Consider the following 18,654-nt stretch of genomic DNA (forward strand, 5'->3'; position numbering starts at 1 on the left):
TTTTACAAGAACCTATCTAATAATTCTTGTCGCGATAATTGTAATAATAAAGGAGTAAATTCTTCCGCTGATAATGATGATAAAGGTTCAATAATTCTGCTTAACTCTCCATCTAAAGAACCAAACCGAACTCGCAACAGATTTTCTATAAGGTTACGACGTTCTGCTTTCATTCCTTGCTGGATACCCTCTTGAAGACCTTGCTGAAGACCTTCTTGTTTAGATTCTGCTAATTTTTGCTCGTAAATTGGTGATAAGCGCATAATTAACTCTATGTCCTCTCGATCTATATTTTGATTTACTTCCAATGTAGTCTTTAAACTCAATAACAAATCGATTGTTTTGGCACGTAAGGGATTCGTTTGGGGAAGTGCTTCTAGTTCATCTATCGCTTGTTGCTGGACTCTTCCTTTACCTAAGATTCTCAACCATAATGTTTCTTCTATACTAGGTAGTTGATGAATTGCTACAATTGCTGTTCTGAAATAATCTCTTAAAAAATGTACACCCACTCCCCAGTTTTCTGCTTCTATGCTGGTTCTAAAACCCTTTAAGATATCTTCCGATGCTGTAGGCGACAAAACCCATAACTTTGGTAACTCTGATTCGGCAATTTGCTTTTTCTCGACTTTGGATTGACGCTTTAACTCAGCAAAAATATCAAATAACTTGTTCATACAACTGCGAATTTCTGCAATTGTAGCTGCATTTCTAAAGGCTTTAAGTAATGCAGGTTCAGCCGCCAGTTTGCCTAGCAAGCCTAATTCTATTGTATCGCTTGTTAATTTGGGCGCAGGAGTAAAATATACGTCTATCTCTCGGATTTGGGCTGCGACTTTTCTGCTTGTTTCCACTTCTCCTAAGGGTTGTAACAATTCTGTAAGATAATCTTTGGCGAACTGGTCGTAGAGAAACCTAGTCATTAGCTAATTTTTTGTCTGTATAAATATTTTACATGAGTGCGTAGACACTTAGCATTGAAAGACTTGTCACTTGCTAACCTGTACCAACGAACGCTAACGCGAAAGCGACTAATGATGTCTATTAATAAAAAATCTCATCATAAAGATGAGAGTTTTGATCGCGCGTAATTGTTTTGTAACCTATAGGCTATAAGAGTAATTTAGAGGTAATTAAAAGCTAGACAATAGCAGTTTTTCCTCTTTTCGCTTCAGTAAGTTTAAATTCTCACATAGTGAGCAGGAACCCAGCGTCTACCATGTCTTGTTTGTTCCCAATGTCCAGGAATTAATTTTTGGCGAACAACTGGACGTGGACGAACAACAACATTGTTTTTATGAACAATTGGTCTGACAATGATTTGCGCTGCTGATGCTTGTGATGGTAAAGAAGCAATTGCAAGAGGTAAAGCAAGCAATGTACCAGCTAAAATTCGTTTCATCATTCAATCTCCTGTTGGTTAATTTTGGATTATGTTTCTACAGCATTCCTAACTAGCTTTTGAACAAAAATACTCACTTTAAATATCAAGATTAAAGTTTAGTTTTGCTCGCTTTATCCTGTAATTACCTGAGCGATTCTTGTTTTTTTATTAATTAAGATTGGCTGTATTACTATCAATATAAAATATTAATCATTAGAATATACAGGAGTAAAGTTAGAATGTAGATATGAATAAAGTCACAATTTTAAACACTAAAAACTTCATTTCACATATGATAATATAAACTAATTTACTTAATTTTATTAAAATTAATTGTTGAACTACAAACAAAAAATGCACTTCATTTTAGCGATGAGTGCAATTACTAATACTATCAAATTTTGTTCTTACCTTAGGCTAAGGAACTGTTCACCTATATAACTAGCAATCACTGGATTTATAGGTATATTAAGCTCATATTACTTCGAGATGAGAGTAATTATGTTAACCAACTTCAAGCATCATGAAAATCGTTAATTTGAGGAGCGTTGCCCACGAGATTCACGATGTTGTTTCATTTTGGCTTGCTGTTCTGGAGTAAGAATTGCTTGAAATTCTTGTCTTTGATTGCGTTGAATTTCGCGAATTTTTTGTTTTTGTTCGGCTGATAAATCAAGCGATCGCAATACTCGCATTGGCGATTGATGCTGTCCCTGAGTTGCAGCTTTAAATTTTTCTTGTTGTTCTGAATTTAAAACAGCAAGTATTTTTGCTTGGGATTGTTCTCCTATTTGTTTTAGTTTTGCTTTTTGTGCATCGGTTAAATTGAGGTCTGGTATTCTATCTGATGCTGTCGCTATACCTGTTGTTGTCACAGAAGAATTGCTAGCCTCCTCAGTAGAGCTATTGGGACTAGCCGATCCACTAGGTGAAGGTAGTTGACAACCCGCAGTAATAATTGCAATTGCAGCAGCCCCTATTATGAGTTTGAAGTTAAATTTATAGTTCACGATTATATCTCCTGGTGAAATAAGAATAAGCTAAATTCTAGCAACTTTGAGTTACTGAATAAAAGGAAAATTGCTAGTAATTTAGTCAAGATTAAGCCGCAAACTTTCTAGCGATAGTTGCACGTATCCTGACCCGTAAAGTTGTTATCAACATAAATATCAAATGAAATTTTCTTTAAGAAAATATAGATTTTATATGTTGATATTGTTTCGATCGAGCTAATATTTCAACGCTAATGTTGTACTCAAATTAATATTAACGCTTATTTTTCCTCAAAATATTTATGACTATAGTCATAAATATATCTATGACTTTTTGCACAAAATATCACTGCGATTTCTTATATAATCTATTAATCAAATTACTTGTATATTGATATACTTAAGTATTAATAAATTTTTACGTTCATCAAATTTTTAGCCACAAGTAGAGGGAGTTGGGGTATATAACTGATTTTCCACTCCCTCAAAAACATTATTTTAGTGCGTAACATTAACGCTGTTACCCGCTATAAAATTTTTAAGCTTGATTGTTAATACTAACATCAGTACAACATAGATATAATTTGAATTATTCTCTAAGAATTTGGTGAATTTTGGTATTAGTAGGTTGGAAGAATGCTTTTTGATTAAAACCAAAAGTATTAGCTACTAAAGAGTTAGGAAAACTATGAATTTCCTGGTTATAAATTTGTACTGCTTGGTTATAACGCCTGCGCTCGACAGCTATGCGATTTTCAGTACCTGTTAGCTCATACTGAAGATTAATAAACAATTGGCTAGATTGCAACTGAGGATTGACAACTGCATAACTGCGAAAGCGATCGATTGCTTGATTGATTTGAACGATCGCACTCACTTTTTGATCTGGGGTGGCTGCTTGTAAATAAGCTTGATGCGATCGCACTAGTAACAAGACTAACTCTTTTTCATGTTTGGCATAATTTTGGGTTACAGTTACCAGGTTGGGTATCAAATCAGCACGTCGCTGAAGTTGATTCTCGACTTGCGCCCAAGCGGCTTCAACTCTGATAGTCCTTCTCTGTACAGAGTTGTAAGTCATGCTAGTCCAAATAGTTAATGCGGCTACTAAACCTACACCAATTATTAGTAAGGTTCGGCGAAGATGCGCTAACCGCTTTTGTGCTTCTAGCTGTTGCTTGTGCTTGAGTTCTACATCTCGGATTGCTTGCTGAATAAACTTGGCAGGAATATCCGCTTCTTTTCCAGCCACCACCAATTCAGAAGCAGAGTAACTTTGAGTGTAATCGGCATAGTAACGCGAAGCTAACTCTAGTACCTCTGGCGCAATTTCTTCGGGAATTCTCTTCTCTGAATTTTTCATAGCATTCATCAGCACCAACTTCCAGGTAATTACCAACTACCACCAGCACCACCACCGCCACTATCGCCACCGCCAAAGCTACCACCACCGCTATCACTGAAACCGCCACCACTATAGCCACCCCAGGAACTACTAGAATCACCAGATCTACTAGAAGGTGGAGGCGGAGGAGGTGGTAAAGGAGGAATTATTTCTTCTGTTTGTTGCTGATAATCACAACTATGGCAGCTGTCAACGATCAGTCGCGTTCCCGAACTGTATAGCGTGGGTGATTTAACAATCTTCTCCGTGCTGGTGACAGTCAATTCGTCACAGTGAGGACATTTTTTAAATAGAGGTGAGTAAGACTCAAGGGCAACTATGTGAAATCCTTGCTTGGTAAGTTCCTGCCTACAATTAGGACATTGCCATCCCTCAAATTTAACGCTACCTAACTTTTGCGCCATTCTCTCAACTGCGCTCAAATATGGTTTAACTTGAGTTTCGTCTACTTTTTCCATTGGCTGTTGGCAATTAGCACACAAAAAAATGTAATTGCCTTCTTTTCGACGCGATCGCCCTTCTGGTTCAATGGCTATTTTCTTAGGGCGTCCCAAATAAAGAGATGTTCCTATAATTAGTGCTAAGATTCCACTTGCACCTAAAAATCCCAATAATAAAGAGTAATTGGAATGGGGTTTTAAGTAGTCTGGTTCATCCCTAGTTAGGACTGTGTTAACTGATGAACTCGGAGACTCTAGAACAACTACTAGTGCTTTTGTTCCAGCTAGCGTACCGCCTTCAAAATCTCCTTTTTTGAATCGTGGAATGATTTGTGTATCGATAATGTTGCCGACTTTGGCATCGGGTAGAATAGCTTCCACGCCGTAACCAGTCTCAATTTCTACGCGGCGATCGCCTACGGAAATTAAAAACAATACGCCGTTATCTTTTCCTTTCTTGCCAATCTTCCAATAATTAAATAGTTGAGTTGCAAATTGTTTTGGCGAAGGCGCAGGCGCAGTTTTTCTCACTGTTACTACTGCCATTTCTGTGCCATTTTTCGCTTCTAACTGCGAAATCATCTGATTAATTTGGGTTTCTGTTGGTTCGCTCAGTATTCCTGCCATGTCTGTCACCCAATCTCCAGATTGCTGTCTAGGATTAGGGACTTCTTTGACAGTCAAAGCTAGGCTAGAAAGAGGAAAAAGGAATATCACTGAGGAAAATAAACTTACCCAAAAAATACGTTTTGGTTTTAATAAATTTAATTTCATTAATTTCACCTCCAGCAGACAAATATCTGGAGCGAATTTAAGTATGAGCATCTGCTAATGTTAACTTGTAGTTTTAGCACTTTTTAAAATAGATGGCACCAAGCTTCATATCCGATCGATAGCAGTTTTCTCATACTAGAGTTATATAAAAAAAAGTTGAGGAACTTGTGAAGATATACCCTTGGATTTCTCACAAAGAGATAAAAAAAGGTGGGCATTGCCCACCCTACTATGGAATATGAACTATTAACTTATTGGACTTCTGCGGGATGTTGTTCTTGTTGCCTTTCGACAAAAATTTGCACGCGGCTGCGGTAGTTTCTTAAGGTTTCATCTACCCAATCGCGCTCATTGCTGTTGGCGAATAAGTGTACTACGGGTTCGCTGGCATCAGGCAAAACTAACAGCCAACTGTCATCGTGAGATTGACCAATTTTTACCCCATCAATTAATTCTAAATTTTGGGCGGGGTGAGTTTCGACCAAATAACGCATCAGTGCGCCTTTAGCACTCCAAGGACAGCGAACTGTATGCGATCTATGAATTACACGAGGTAATTCTGCGCGGACAGTAGCTAGCGATCGCTCTTGGATCGTTAGCATCTCAATTAGCTTGGCAATACAGAACATAGCATCAAAGCCTGGATGCAAATGCGGGAAGATAAAACCTGTATCACCACTACCAGCCAACACCACATTGGGATATTTCTGCGAAGCCTCCATTAAAGCTGTTGGGTTAGCTTTGGTGCGGATGACTTTACCATCGTGGCGACGGGCGACTTGTTCCACAGCACTAGAAGCATGAACTGGTACGACTACCGTTCCTCTGGGGTTAGAGGTTAAAATCATGTCTACCATCAGGGCTGTCAACATTTCCCCACGAATTGGTATTCCAGATTCATCGACTAAAATCAGTTGTTCGCCGTTCGCCGATACTTGGACGCCAAAGTTAGCCTTCAACGCCTCAACTACATGACCTAGCTGAGTTAACAATCCTTCCCGTTCGGTTGTTGATACAGCGTGTTTATTGAGGCTAGCGTTTAAAACTACGGCATCTGCACCAAATTTATCTAACATTTGGGGTAGCACTGCCCCAGTTACAGAATAAACATAGTCAATTACTACTTTTGCCCGACTGTTGCGCAGAGTCGAAACATGGAGGAGTTTCTCAAAGGCCGTGCAGTAACGGTCATTCACTTGGCTGGGATAGGCAACATCACCAATTTCATGAATTTGCGCCCGCCGCATATCTTCCTTAAAGTAAGCCCCCTCAATTTTCTTTTCTTGGGCTTTGGAGATATTAATGCCCTTATTATCCATGAATTCAATCAGGATATAGTCAGGGCGATCCGGGTGTACGCGCACGTGAATACCGCCAGCTACCGACATTGTGGGTATGACTGTGCGCGCTATGGGCACAGCTGTCGCATCGAGGTTTTGAATATCCACTCCGACTGACATTAAACCAGCAATGAGCGATCGCGTCACCATCCGCGATACATTGCGTTGATCGCGAGAAACCGTTACTTTAGAGCCTGGTTTTAAGGTCGAACCGTAAGCAGCTCCCAATTTCACCGCAAATTCAGGAGTGATATCAATATTAGCTAACCCTTGGACGCCACGTTGCCCGAATAAATTCCTCTGGGCGGTATTTCCCCAAATCAAATTGATGTTTAAAACTGCACCAGATTCAATCTTTTTACTAGGCCAAACTCTTACCCCAGGGCTTATTTGGGCTTCTTCTCCTACTGTAGAAAGCGAACCTACCACAGATGCTTCTAATACATTAGCGCGGCGATCGACACGGGTGCCACGGGAAATTACACAAGCAGAAAGTTGTGCTTCCTCGCCAATAATTGCCCCATTCCAAACAATTGGGCGCTTCAAATTGGCATCAGCACCAATAGTCACATTATCCCCAATTACAGTTCCAGCTTCAATTTGTACCCTGGCCCCAATTCGACAATTGTCACCAATAATAGCTGGGCTTTCAATAATAGCTGTGTGGTCAATATAAGTGTTTTGACCTTTCCATATACCAGGAGAAATTTCTGTATAAGCAAAGTCGAGTTTTACCTTGCCATATAAAGCATCATACTGCGCTTCCCGATAGGCATCCAAATGACCGACATCGCACCAATAACCTTGAGCAATGTAACCATACATTGGCTCATTTTTTGCCAGCAATAAGGGGAATAAATCTTTGGAAAAGTCAGTTTCTGTGTTGTCTGGTAGATACTCCAAAACTTCTGGTTCGAGAATGTAAGTACCTGTATTGACGGTATCGGAAAAAATTTCGCTAGTAGAAGGTTTTTCTAAAAATCGATTGATTCGACCTTCTTCATCAGTAATCACTACTCCAAATTCAATTGGATTTGGGACGCGGGTCAAAATCAAAGTAGCTTTGGACTTTTTTTGTTTGTGAAATTCAATTGCCGCTGTTAAATCGAAATCTGTTATGCTATCACCACTAATTACTAAAAAGGTTTCATCTAAAAGTTCGGCAATATTTTTCACACAGCCAGCTGTTCCAAGAGGTTGATCTTCTTCCACAGCATAGGTCATCTGTACGCCAAAATCATCACCATCTTGAAAGTAGTCTCGCAGGACATCAGGTAAATAATGCAGTGTTGCAATTACTTCTGTGATTTGATGCCGTTTGAGGAGATTGATAATATGTTCGGCAATCGGTCGATTTAAGATCGGCACCATTGGTTTGGGCAAATCGCAAGTTAAGGGACGAAGCCGCGTTCCCGAACCGCCTGCCATCAGCACTGCACGCATAAATCCTCCTTAGCTGTTTGCAGCATTTGCTGCGTCAAGACCCGTAATATACGTTGTGTTGTTCTTACTCTAGTCTCCTATGGATGTTGGTATTTGAGGAACTCCCACAAGATGCATCTGATAAAACAAGAGTATATATACTTGTTATATTCCCAGAAAACCTGTAGATGTGCCCGATCGCGAGCTGGTTTAGTAAGTGAAATTATGGGGTTTTTGAATTGAGCGATCGCCACTAGCTACGATGTCAGAGGCTACTCTAAACTGGAATAAGAGAATGTATCGTTAAGTGTCTCGCTTACCGAAAAACTCAATAGTTGAGTCAGACGTTTTCAATTTCAGCGATCGCCTGTTGAATTATTGTAGGAATACTTAACTCAAATTTTGTCTGTTGCTCTGGGAGTTATAAAAATGGCTAATTTAATTATTCTGGGGTTAATCGCAGCTTATGTTTATGGCGCTTGGAAGTTTTGGGCTGGTTTTGAGCGTACTAACTTTACACCTAGTTTGCCTAATCGTATTGGTTTAGCTTTATTATGGCCAGCTTTATTTGTTACTAATAAATCCTATCGTCGCAACTTTAGAAAAGCGCTAAAAGGTCAGTAATAATCAGCAAAATTCTTCGGAAATTTTCTCTGCTTTTGAGCTTTTTATGAAAATTCCCTAGCATTGCTAGGGAATTTTGTTGAGAAATCGATTATCCATAATTCGATGTCAGGTACAAATTATGGATTAGAGACTATTTATGTCTACGTCCATTTTGAATGACATTGATGGCTGCACCAGCAGCTGCACCATCTACCGCATCACCTACAGCATGTTTGCCGCCATGAAGAATGATACCTGTAACAGTGCTAGCTGCTGCACCGACTCCGACATCTTGACCGAGATTACCGTATCTGCGATTTCGTGGCTGTTTTCTGGTTCCGTGTACGGCATTTACAGCAGCGCCAGCTGCCGCACCTTTGACAGCATTGTTGATTACGGAACCACGTCCTCTAACAGCACCAGAGACTACACCAGCGCCTGCGCCTATGCCAATATCTCCTAACATATCAGCAGAAGCCGGTTTAGCAGGAATTAAGGAACCGCCGGCTAAAGTTGCAGCCATCAAGCCGGGTAGAATTGTGCGTTTTAAGTTGAGATTCATAATGGTACTTTACTCAAAACATCAAACGATGATAGCAAACCGAAGTTGTGGTATTTACAGATTTCTTTATCTCTATTCTAGACAACAGCGATGATTTGCTATGTGAGGAATACCGATCTTCGCATTGAGAGTAGTGCGTAGACGCGGAGCGGCTTGTCGTAGACATCGCCTCTGCTAAAAGCAGGAATTTACTGAGAAAAGTAGAGGTGGAGGAGAATGAGGGACTTTGCTATTACCACTGCTTGCGGTTTGGTCAGATGCGGCATCTTTTCTATGGCTATCCTCGTCCATTGTCTTAATTCTTCACTCTTCCTCTTGGCATTTTGCTTGCCACACCTTTTGAGTTCTTCGCCGCATCTGCATTGCTTATTGTTGTGTGCTGATAACAGTAGTGTCTTTTACTGCCTCAACTCCTTTCTTAAACCTCTACCCTTGAAAGCCACTATATCCCCTCTTATTTAGAATTTACTTGTAGCACCCTTAATGAAAAATATAATTACTCAGCAATGTTAACCAAACTATCAACTTGAGAAGCAGCTAATGTTGGAGCTTTAAACAGACGGGAGTAGAGACTTGATGGTTGCTGGTGAGCAACAACTGGTAGAACTTCACGTGCATGAGCAGCTAATTCTACTGCTTTCACATCATAAGTTTGGGTGATTAACTTGGGATAGAAACCGATACCGATGATGGGAACTAAAAGACAAGCAGTAATAAACAGTTCGCGGGGTTTAACATCAGGGATAAATTTATCGAGATGTAACTCTTCGCTTTGCTTACCGTAGAAGACTTGACGCAACATCGACAGTAAGTAAATCGGAGTCAAAATTACGCCCACTGCTGACAGCAGTACAACTACAACCTTGAAGCTAGAACTATAAACATCACTGCTAGAAATACCCAGGAACACCATCAATTCACCAACAAAGCCACTCATTCCAGGTAAAGCTAGAGAAGCCATTGAACCGACTGTAAATAGAGCAAATGTGCGGGGCATTACTTTACCCATACCGCCCATTTTATCCATCATCAGAGTGTGAGTACGTTCGTAAGTCACACCAGACAAGAAGAACAAGCTAGCAGCAATTAAACCGTGAGAAACCATTTGGAGAACAGCGCCGCTGATCCCAATTTCTGTGTAGGAAGCAATCCCAATTAACACAAACCCCATGTGGGCAATTGAAGAGTAAGCCAAGCGACGTTTGAGGTTAGTTTGAGCAAAGGCACAACAAGCACCGTAGACAATGTTTACAACACCCAAGATTGCCAGCACTGGGGCAAAGGTAACATGGGCATTAGGTAACATTTCAATGTTGAAACGGATTAGTGCATAGCCACCCATCTTCAGCAACACACCAGCCAAAATCATCGAACCAGGTGCAGATGCTTCACCGTGGGCATCAGGTAGCCAAGTATGTAAAGGGAAGATTGGCAGTTTCACGCCGAAGGCAATTAAGAATCCTGCGTAAACTAATAATTCAAATGCTTGGGAATAATTCTTCATTCCTAGAGTCGCCATATCAAAGCTGACGGTATCTCCAGAGAATGCCATTGCAAAACCAGCTACCAGAATAAATATTGATGCGGCAGCAGTATAGAGAATAAACTTAGTTGCAGCATAGCGGCGGTTTTGTCCGCCCCATATGGAAATCAGCAAGTACACAGGTACTAACTCGATTTCCCACATTAAGAAGAACAATAGTAAATCTTGGGCAACAAACACGCCAAGCTGGGCGCTGTACATTACCAGCATCAATCCATAAAATAAACGCGGCTTGTTGGTAACTTTCCAAGCCGCGAATATTGCTAGGGTGTTAATTAAGCCGGTCAGTAACACTAAAGGCATTGATAAACCATCAACTGCTACAGACCAATTCAAACCTAACTGTGGAACCCAAGAATATTTTTCTACTAGTTGGAAGCTTGAATTTTGGAAGTCGTAGTTATGCCAAAAGGCATAAATCATAAGTGCAAAGTCTGCTAGTGCTACCCCTAAACCATACCAGCGAACGGTTTTTCCTTCTTTATCGGGAATCAGCGGGATGGCCAGGGATGCCATCAGCGGCAAGAGAATTATGGCTGTTAGCCAAGGAATTTCAATAGCGTTCATCACTTTGTTACGAACTGTTTACAATCTTCTTTTAATTGCAGTATATTAACAAGTTTGTACTTTTGTAAACGTAATTTATCCCTAGAATGGCAAATCTTAAGATTTTGATAGAGATAAATACTCATCAAATTTGCCGTCCACCATTCTAATTGTAAAGTTTTGCAACGTCAATGTGGGGTGAATATTTCTCTTAACTTCAGATTAAAATCTTGCTTAGGGGTTAAAAGCCAATAAAAAAGGCGGCTTACGCCACCGATCGCACTAGATATTTGCTTGTAAGAAGAACCAACCTATCCTGTAAAGAGATTCGGAATATTAGGTGCGAGTGATTACTCGCACCATTATTAAGGGGAGCCTTGTAAACTGTATTCCTAGGCTTGAGTTGGTTGAATTTAAACAATGCGGTTAACAATCGTCCATACATCCCCATCCGATCGCACATGGGGAACGGAGATGGTTTTGAACCCGGTAATGAATGGTTTGTAATAAACTTGCCAATACAAAGGACTTAGCTCATCGGCACAAGATTTCAGCAGGCGGATTTCGGTTGCGAGTTCGCCAGCGAGTTGATTAATGCGTTGAGCATGAACCTTAGCTGCACTTCTAGCTTCTTCTAGCTGCTGCTGTAGGGTAAGTTGTTTGGATTCAATTTGCCAACGCGCTAACTCAGCTTGTTTTTGTTGGAGTTGAGATTCTAAGGCTGCGATCGCATCATCAATTCCTTTGAGTTCCACAGCTAATTGAGGATTTTCTCTAGCAAAGCGGCGGTAAGCTTCAACTATAGCAATGGGTGAATTATTTTCGCCCGCCACTACATTATTAATAGTAAGAGCAGCACGTTCTTGCTGGAGAGCCTGAACTTGTTGGCGAAGCGCTGCTATTTCTGCTTGAATCTGCTGCATAATACTTGTTTATCCTTGTTTGGTGCTTCTTGCGCCTTGGTTATCCAGAGAAAGCGATCGCACAACAGCTGTAATTCCTTCTTCTTGCCAAGCAGTTCGCATTGCCGCTTCTACAGGTTGGGAATGTTCTACATCCGCTAAAGCCAAGAGTGTTGGCCCTGCGCCACTAATTACCATGCCATAAGCACCAGCCGCCACAGCCGCCATATTCACGGCATCATAACCAGGAATTAAAGCTTTGCGATAGGGCTGATGTAACTTATCTTGTAAAGCTGTCTTTAACCATTCTCCCTTACCAGTTGCCAAACCCCGCAACAACAAACCCAAATGAGCCGTATTGAAAATTGCATCAGCACGACTTACCTCAGTGGGAAGAACTCGTCGCGCCTCGGAAGTGGAAAGTTCAAAATTAGGAATCGCTACTACTGGGACAACATTTTCCTGCCAAGGTATATCGCAAATTTCCCAAAGCGCGCCGCTGCTAGCAGCTAGACGACATCCGCCTAATAAAGCGGGAACGACATTATCAGGATGTCCTTCCATTGCGATCGCTAATTCCATCACCTGCAACTGCGAGAGAGGTTCGCCAGCCAGCTGATTAGCCGCAACCAATCCACCAACTATTGCTGTAGCCGAACTCCCCAAACCTCGCGCTAATGGTACACCTAGCTGAATCTCAATTTTTACGCTTGGTGGTATCTGCTCTATATATTGATAGAACCTCACAAACGCCTGATAGATCAGATTACTCTCATCCGTTTGTACTCCTTCAGCTTCATCACCCGTGACATGAATAATTAACCCGCCTTCATCCAGGCGAGTGAACTTAAATACGTTGTACAGCGTTAAAGCTGCACCGATGCAGTCAAAACCAGGCCCCAAATTAGCAGTAGTGGCGGGAACAGTAACAGTTACACCAGAAACAACAGACATCTGCAAATCTCACTAATCAATCAACCAGCATCCCATGTAAATGATTGATTTGCGCATTTTTGTCATTAGTCATTTGGTATTTCTTCCTTGTCTCCCCTTCCATTCCCTCGACAGATCAACCAAAAGGTCGTTCGTAGAGATAGAGTAGCGCTTCGCCAAAAGTCTTACCATCAGGACGTGTCACCTCTAGATAAGCATTAATAGGGCCGCCACCGTCTCGATAAATTACATAGGTGTAGCCATTATTTTTGAATATTAATTGCGATGCGTCATCTTCGTCATGGCTTGTGATTGTCAGGCTAGTTTTGCCATTCTTTGCACGGCTCAAGTAATATTTCGGTAGCCTGGAATTATGTTCCTTAGTACAAATTTCTACTTGGTAATTCGTACTTTCCGCATAAGCGTATAACTCAGAATTAGCAGGACAAGCTTTAAACATCCGAGTTTGTTTAAACTGTCGTATAGGTTGCCGAATCGTCACTTTACCTTTTTGAGGTAGCGGTGTAGAAAAGCCGTAATCGCGCAAATAATTGGGATTATCTGGGTCAGGTTTAAATTTTGCTTTATTTTGAGCCGCTTGAACCTGATTTTTTAAGGAAAATGCAGATATTTGATTTTGATACACATTACTGGCGTGTGATCCGCTAAAACCGTAAGCGCTAAATATTAAAAACAGACTAGCTCCGAGAAAAGGTGATTTTTTCATTAGCTGAGGTTCAAAAACAGAAAATTAGATTATTAACTCCATTATTCAAGTTCAGGATTCCGTATTTTTTTAGTCTCCATCCTGCTCAAGAAGATTAAATTTTAAAATACCAACTACGGCGATACATGAAATAAAGAATCAACCACCAAAAACATACGGTTGTTATAGCAAATAACAAAGAACCATTCAGCGCACCTGCCCAAGGTTTAAATAAATGCTCGTAAATCCAAGTGTATGTAGTTGGGGCATCGCTACCATTACCAATGTGAGTTTTAATTAATATTCTGGCAACAAAACCAGATCCTACAAAAGCGAAGATGGCATTTAATCCCATCACTTCAAAGGGAAAACCTAGCCACTTTAAACCGCGTACTTCGATTAATTCATAACAAGCAGCTAGAAATAATAGCGCAAAACCAGCAGTGAACATTACATAAGAACTCGTCCATAATTGTTTGTTGATGGGGAATAAAAAGCCCCACAAATGTCCGACTAAGGCGCAAATAATTCCAAAAATAGCTAAATTGATACTGGTACGACTTTGCTGAGGTTGTCGCCGCAGCCATTGCCCAGTAAAGTAACCGGCAAGAACGGTGACAACAGCAGGTAAGGTACTTAGTAAACCCTCTGGATCGAAGGGTTTTCCTCCTAACAAGTGTTGCTGTCCTAAAATCAAGCGATCGCAATACCCTACTAAATTGCCTTCTGGCGTCAAGTTACCAGCACCATAACCAGGAACGGGAATCAGTACCATTGCAGCCCAATAGCCGATGAGCAAAATTGCCGCTAATATCCATAAAGCACGACGCTCAAGGTTAAGTACTGCGATCGCACTTATCAAATAAGCTAGAGCGATGCGTTGCAAGACACCCATAATCCGGATCTTGGCGAACGAATCAGCAGGCGCACCATTTAGCCAGAAATCTAAAGTTAAGGAAAATAAAGCTAAAAATAATCCTAGCCCGAATAAAATTAAAGCTCTACGTGCAATTCGCCAGTAAACAGCCTGAGTAGGACGATTTTCTTTTGTATATTTGGACAGGGAAAAAGGCATCGCCACGCCGACAATGAACAGAAAGAACGGAAAAACGAAGTCTGTGGGTGTGTAACCGTTCCACTCAGCGTGTTCTAGTGGCGGATAAATATAATCCCAACTGCCGGGATTATTGACTAGAATCATTGAGGCGATCGCAAAACCACGAAATACATCTAGAGATCTAAGACGTTGAGGTAGAGTCAATTGCTTCTCCAATGGTTTATGTGCCTAGTAACGCTACGCAAAAGTCCAAAATCAAAAGTCAAATGCACTTTGAATGCTAGCTTTATTTTCGCCTTGCTGTACTAGTTCGGACTGCTCTTGATTTTTCTTAAAACTTTACTGTATCTAATGTCCACTTACTTAAAAGCAACTTTTCTTAGCGGATTACTACTTCTAGTTAGCCCTTCTGTCCAATCTCAAGAAGTTCCTCAGCCCCAATCTCAGTCTCTCCCTCCTTCCCCAACACGCGAGTTTCGTGGGGTTTGGGTTGCTTCTGTAGCTAATATTGATTGGCCTTCCCGTCCGGGATTGACATCATCTCAGCAGCAAGCGGAATTGATTGCTATGCTCGATCGTGCTGTTGCTTTAAAGCTGAATGCAGTTATCTTACAGGTACGTCCTGCTGCTGATGCGCTGTACGCCTCTCCCTATGAACCTTGGTCGGAATTTTTGACGGGAGAGATGGGTAAAGCACCGTCACCTGATTATGACCCCTTAGCCTTTGCTGTTGAAGAAGCACATAAACGCGGTATAGAATTGCACGCTTGGTTTAATCCTTTTCGTGCCCGTTATCCTCAATCTAAATCCCCTATATCTGCGAACCATGTCAGCAAGCTTCATCCCCAATGGGTGAAGAAGTATGGTAAGTATCTCTGGTTAGATCCTGGCGAACCAGAAGTTCAAGATTATACTCTGGCTGTGATTATGGATGTCGTCAAGCGCTACGACATAGATGCAGTTCATCTTGACGATTATTTCTATCCATATCCAGAACGAGATGTTAATAGGCAAGTTCTCGATTTTCCCGACGCACCAAGTTGGCAGAAATACCTGAAAACTGGCGGGAAACTCAACCGCGATGATTGGCGGCGAGAAAATATTAATACATTCGTACAGCATCTCTATCAAGCAATCAAAACGGAAAAACCTTGGGTGAAGTTAGGTATTAGTCCCTTTGGGATCTGGCGTCCAGGCTACCCAGCACAGACCAAAAGTGTTGATGGTGGTGGGGCTTTCGATGCTTACAATCAAATATATGCTGATTCCCGTCAATGGTTAGTTAACGGATGGTTGGATTATTTTGCACCGCAGTTATATTGGAAAATTGAGAAAACTCAACAAAGTTATCCTGTATTGCTGAATTGGTGGCTGAAACAAAACCAACTAGGAAGACATATCTGGCCTGGTAATTTTACGAGTCGTATCGGCGATCGCACTTCAGCTGCTTGGCCTGCCAATGAAATTCTTTACCAGATTAAGACAACACGAGGTTTTGCTGGAGCGACGGGTAACATTCACTACAGTATGAAGCCTTTAATGCAAAATCGCGATCGCATTGCGGATTTGCTAGAAAAGCAAGCATACTCTACTCCTGCACTAGTTCCCGCTTCTCCCTGGTTGGATAAGTCAGTACCGACTCAACCTGTGCTAAAAATTGAGCGAGATGCAACTACAGGTAAAATCAGCAAACTCACTTGGCAAGCTACAGGACAGGATAAGGTATGGCTGTGGGTATTGCAGACTAAGACTGGTAATCAGTGGAGTACAAAAATCCTCCCTGGATTGCAAACTTCTTACTTACTTAATAGCCTTGATTCTCAAGTACAAATTGATAGCGTAGCTATTTCTGCGGTTAATCGCTACGGTACTCAGGGAAAACCAACTCTTGGTAATGGACTTGTTGCCAAATCTCAATGAAAGAGGCGATGTCTACGACCAGCAGATCCGCATCTACGCTGTTTCCAAAACGGTAAAAACCCTTACAATCAATTCCGTAGATTATAAGGGATTCCCAGCTTAAAATGAAACTCATCTGGAAAAGTTGCGGCATCGTTTTACAGGTATTAGCGACGGTAGCTATAGCTACGCCTGTAATGGCAGAAATCGTGAATATTAACCTGCTGCAACTCAATGACATTTACGAAATTACACCAGTGGAGGGTGGAACTCGTGGCGGTATGGCACGGGTCGCTACCTTACGACAACAACTTTACAAGGCGAACCCCCGTACATATACAGTATTAGCAGGAGATGCTTTTAGTCCATCGGCTTTAGGAACTGCCAAAATTAACGGGATACCGCTAGCAGGTCAGCAAATGGTAGCGGTGATGAATGCTGTAGGCTTTGATTACGCAACTTTTGGCAATCATGAATTTGACCTACCTGAAAACCTCTTTTATCAACGCTTGCAAGAATCTCGCTTTCGCTGGGTGTCGGGTAATGTATCAGATAGTAAGGGACAGCCTTTTAAGGGTGTGCCGCGATCGCTAATATTTAATGTCAAAGGCGATCGCGGTGCTATCGTCAGGATAGGGTTAATTGGCCTGACTCTCAATAGTAATCAGCCTAATTACGTCAGTTATACCGATCCCATTGAAACAGCCAAACAGCAGGTAAAGGCACTCAAGGATAAAGTTGATATTATAGTTGCCATTACTCACCTACCAATTGAAAGCGATCGCCTACTAGCGGAAACTGTACCAGAAATTGACATCATTCTCGGTGGGCACGAGCATGAAAATATCCAGCAATGGCGGGGTCGGGATTTTACACCAATTTTTAAAGCAGATGCTAATGCGCGTACAGTTTACATTCATCAATTAAGCTACGACACTATCAAAAAAAGCCTCCAGATTAACTCTCGACTAATACCAATTACTCAGAAAATTCCCGACGAACCCAACACTTTAAGCGTAGTCAGGCAATGGCTAGAACGAGGTTATCAAGCGTTTCGCGCCAATGGTTTTGAACCAAATCAAGTGATTGCGAAATTGTCCTTTGCTTTAGATGGTTTAGAATCTAGCGTCCGCAACAAATCTACACGACTTACAGAATTAATTGCAACGGCGATGTTGAAGGAAGTACCAGATGCGGATTTAGCTATATTTAATGGTGGTTCAATTCGAGTTGATGATGTCATTCCACCTGGCCCGATTACCCAATATGATGTAATTCGGATATTACCTTTCGGCGGTAAAGTTGTAGCGGTAGAGATGAATGGCGAACTGTTACAAAGGGTATTGGATCGAGGTCAAATTAATAAAGGTACTGGCGGCTATTTACAAACAGCTAATGTTAGCCAAGCACCAAGTTCAGGAGATTGGTCGATCAAAGGAAAAATTCTTGACCCTAAAAGAAATTACAAAGTTGCTATTAGTGATTTCTTGATTAGTGGCAAAGAAAAAGGATTAGATTTCTTAAATCTGCAACAACCAGGTATGAAACTGATTGCCGAAAAACGAGATATTCGTTTTGCTGTAATTGAGCAATTAAAAAGCCAAGAAAATGTTAGCCAGGTATCGCCCTAACCAAATTGTTAACTTCATTGTTAATTGCTCTTAGCTCTTTTTAATCTCACGAGCCATTTTCAGATAATCGTCCATTTTGGCATTAGCACGACGGCGTTTACTAGCGGGAGTATCAATAATACTATCCTGCTTAGTTTCGATTTTCTGTTGAGTTTCAACTCGTTTTAGAGTCTGTGCTTGATCGGATTCTAGAAAATAACCAGATTCAGTTAATCCAAAAAGGTTGGCAAAAAAACCAAAGAAACTTTTGAAAAAATTAGCAATATTTCGGAAAACAACAGATAGAAAACCTTCAATACGAAGGTATAAGTTCTGAATAATTTGAGTTAGACGAGACATAGCCACACCCTATCTAATTCATTGCTAATACTATTATGAACTATTGTGCTTGCTCAAAGTCTCTGTCAGCAGATAGTTTTTCTGGTAACGTCAGAATTCCCAGGAGATTATGTACCATTTAGGAGATGAATTTTGTTGTTGTAAGACTTATGTATATTCAGTCGGGGGAGTGT

16 protein-coding genes are annotated in these 18,654 nt (G+C 41.1%); 3 read left to right on the forward strand and 13 right to left on the reverse strand.

Annotation, left to right across the window (positions count from 1 at the left end; all coding sequences use genetic code 11):
• Positions 1-2: 2 nt before the first annotated feature.
• The 6 genes from AACU33_RS32770 to AACU33_RS32795 form a co-directional block, all read right to left on the reverse strand.
• Entirely contained in the window at positions 3-923 is a 921-nt protein-coding gene (locus AACU33_RS32770; protein ID WP_096594437.1) for a hypothetical protein, read from the reverse strand.
• 257 nt (positions 924-1,180) lie between these two features.
• A complete protein-coding gene (locus AACU33_RS32775) occupies positions 1,181-1,405 on the reverse strand; it encodes a hypothetical protein (RefSeq protein ID WP_096594438.1) in 225 nt (74 codons plus the stop codon).
• A gap of 512 nt (positions 1,406-1,917) precedes the next feature.
• Positions 1,918-2,394, reverse strand: coding sequence for a Spy/CpxP family protein refolding chaperone (locus tag AACU33_RS32780; protein WP_096594439.1), 477 nt, complete (start codon positions 2,392-2,394; stop codon positions 1,918-1,920).
• A 571-nt stretch (positions 2,395-2,965) separates the two neighbouring features.
• Complete coding sequence (locus AACU33_RS32785; protein WP_096595467.1) at positions 2,966-3,739, reverse strand: LemA family protein; 774 nt, start codon at positions 3,737-3,739, stop codon at positions 2,966-2,968.
• A gap of 29 nt (positions 3,740-3,768) precedes the next feature.
• On the reverse strand, positions 3,769-4,995 hold the full coding sequence (locus AACU33_RS32790; RefSeq protein ID WP_096594440.1) for a TPM domain-containing protein: 1,227 nt from the start codon (positions 4,993-4,995) through the stop codon (positions 3,769-3,771).
• Positions 4,996-5,246: 251 nt separating this feature from the next.
• A complete protein-coding gene (locus AACU33_RS32795) occupies positions 5,247-7,778 on the reverse strand; it encodes a mannose-1-phosphate guanyltransferase (protein WP_096594441.1) in 2,532 nt (843 codons plus the stop codon).
• 408 nt (positions 7,779-8,186) lie between these two features.
• On the opposite strand from AACU33_RS32795, the gene AACU33_RS32800 reads away from it, so the two are divergent.
• A complete protein-coding gene (locus tag AACU33_RS32800; protein ID WP_096594442.1) occupies positions 8,187-8,381 on the forward strand; it encodes a hypothetical protein in 195 nt (64 codons plus the stop codon).
• Positions 8,382-8,514: 133 nt separating this feature from the next.
• Here the strand turns inward: AACU33_RS32800 and AACU33_RS32805 are convergent, their stop codons facing one another.
• The 6 genes from AACU33_RS32805 to AACU33_RS32830 form a co-directional block, all read right to left on the reverse strand.
• Complete coding sequence (locus tag AACU33_RS32805) at positions 8,515-8,925, reverse strand: hypothetical protein (RefSeq protein WP_096594443.1); 411 nt, start codon at positions 8,923-8,925, stop codon at positions 8,515-8,517.
• Positions 8,926-9,421: 496 nt separating this feature from the next.
• The gene (locus tag AACU33_RS32810) at positions 9,422-11,035 is read right to left on the reverse strand and encodes an NAD(P)H-quinone oxidoreductase subunit 4 (RefSeq protein ID WP_096594444.1); all 1,614 of its coding nucleotides are present in this window, start codon (positions 11,033-11,035) and stop codon (positions 9,422-9,424) included.
• A gap of 392 nt (positions 11,036-11,427) precedes the next feature.
• Positions 11,428-11,937 carry a hypothetical protein gene (locus tag AACU33_RS32815; protein ID WP_096594445.1) on the reverse strand — a complete coding sequence of 170 codons (510 nt, stop codon included), beginning with the start codon at positions 11,935-11,937 and terminating at the stop codon, positions 11,428-11,430.
• Between the two features lie 9 nt (positions 11,938-11,946).
• Positions 11,947-12,870, reverse strand: coding sequence for a homoserine kinase (gene thrB / locus AACU33_RS32820; RefSeq protein WP_096594446.1), 924 nt, complete (start codon positions 12,868-12,870; stop codon positions 11,947-11,949).
• A gap of 115 nt (positions 12,871-12,985) precedes the next feature.
• Entirely contained in the window at positions 12,986-13,576 is a 591-nt protein-coding gene (locus AACU33_RS32825; protein WP_096594447.1) for a hypothetical protein, read from the reverse strand.
• 94 nt (positions 13,577-13,670) lie between these two features.
• Positions 13,671-14,816, reverse strand: coding sequence for an acyltransferase family protein (locus tag AACU33_RS32830; protein WP_339376420.1), 1,146 nt, complete (start codon positions 14,814-14,816; stop codon positions 13,671-13,673).
• Positions 14,817-14,963: 147 nt separating this feature from the next.
• On the opposite strand from AACU33_RS32830, the gene AACU33_RS32835 reads away from it, so the two are divergent.
• Positions 14,964-16,532: a glycoside hydrolase family 10 protein gene (locus AACU33_RS32835; RefSeq protein WP_096594449.1), complete on the forward strand. Its 1,569-nt coding sequence runs from the start codon at positions 14,964-14,966 to the stop codon at positions 16,530-16,532.
• Between the two features lie 104 nt (positions 16,533-16,636).
• Positions 16,637-18,142 (forward strand): bifunctional metallophosphatase/5'-nucleotidase, encoded by a 1,506-nt coding sequence (locus AACU33_RS32840; RefSeq protein ID WP_096594450.1) that lies wholly within the window; start codon positions 16,637-16,639, stop codon positions 18,140-18,142.
• Positions 18,143-18,172: 30 nt separating this feature from the next.
• Here the strand turns inward: AACU33_RS32840 and AACU33_RS32845 are convergent, their stop codons facing one another.
• Positions 18,173-18,481: a threonine dehydratase gene (locus AACU33_RS32845; protein WP_096594451.1), complete on the reverse strand. Its 309-nt coding sequence runs from the start codon at positions 18,479-18,481 to the stop codon at positions 18,173-18,175.
• Positions 18,482-18,654 lie beyond the last annotated feature (173 nt).

This window comes from Calothrix sp. NIES-2098 (assembly GCF_963875125.1).
Classification (GTDB): Bacteria; Cyanobacteriota; Cyanobacteriia; order Cyanobacteriales; family Nostocaceae; genus Aulosira.

Bases quoted from the DNA above. Each gene is read 5' to 3' on its own strand.
- AACU33_RS32770 (WP_096594437.1), bottom strand. From the start codon at position 923: ATGACTAGGTTTCTCTACGACCAGTTCGCCAAAGATTATCTTACAGAA.
- AACU33_RS32775 (WP_096594438.1), bottom strand. From the start codon at position 1,405: ATGATGAAACGAATTTTAGCTGGTACATTGCTTGCTTTACCTCTTGCA.
- AACU33_RS32785 (WP_096595467.1), bottom strand. From the start codon at position 3,739: ATGAAAAATTCAGAGAAGAGAATTCCCGAAGAAATTGCGCCAGAGGTA.
- AACU33_RS32790 (WP_096594440.1), bottom strand. From the start codon at position 4,995: ATGAAATTAAATTTATTAAAACCAAAACGTATTTTTTGGGTAAGTTTA.
- AACU33_RS32795 (WP_096594441.1), bottom strand. From the start codon at position 7,778: ATGCGTGCAGTGCTGATGGCAGGCGGTTCGGGAACGCGGCTTCGTCCC.
- AACU33_RS32800 (WP_096594442.1), top strand. From the start codon at position 8,187: ATGGCTAATTTAATTATTCTGGGGTTAATCGCAGCTTATGTTTATGGC.
- AACU33_RS32805 (WP_096594443.1), bottom strand. From the start codon at position 8,925: ATGAATCTCAACTTAAAACGCACAATTCTACCCGGCTTGATGGCTGCA.
- AACU33_RS32810 (WP_096594444.1), bottom strand. From the start codon at position 11,035: ATGAACGCTATTGAAATTCCTTGGCTAACAGCCATAATTCTCTTGCCG.
- AACU33_RS32815 (WP_096594445.1), bottom strand. From the start codon at position 11,937: ATGCAGCAGATTCAAGCAGAAATAGCAGCGCTTCGCCAACAAGTTCAG.
- thrB (WP_096594446.1), bottom strand. From the start codon at position 12,870: ATGTCTGTTGTTTCTGGTGTAACTGTTACTGTTCCCGCCACTACTGCT.
- AACU33_RS32825 (WP_096594447.1), bottom strand. From the start codon at position 13,576: ATGAAAAAATCACCTTTTCTCGGAGCTAGTCTGTTTTTAATATTTAGC.
- AACU33_RS32835 (WP_096594449.1), top strand. From the start codon at position 14,964: ATGTCCACTTACTTAAAAGCAACTTTTCTTAGCGGATTACTACTTCTA.
- AACU33_RS32840 (WP_096594450.1), top strand. From the start codon at position 16,637: ATGAAACTCATCTGGAAAAGTTGCGGCATCGTTTTACAGGTATTAGCG.
- AACU33_RS32845 (WP_096594451.1), bottom strand. From the start codon at position 18,481: ATGTCTCGTCTAACTCAAATTATTCAGAACTTATACCTTCGTATTGAA.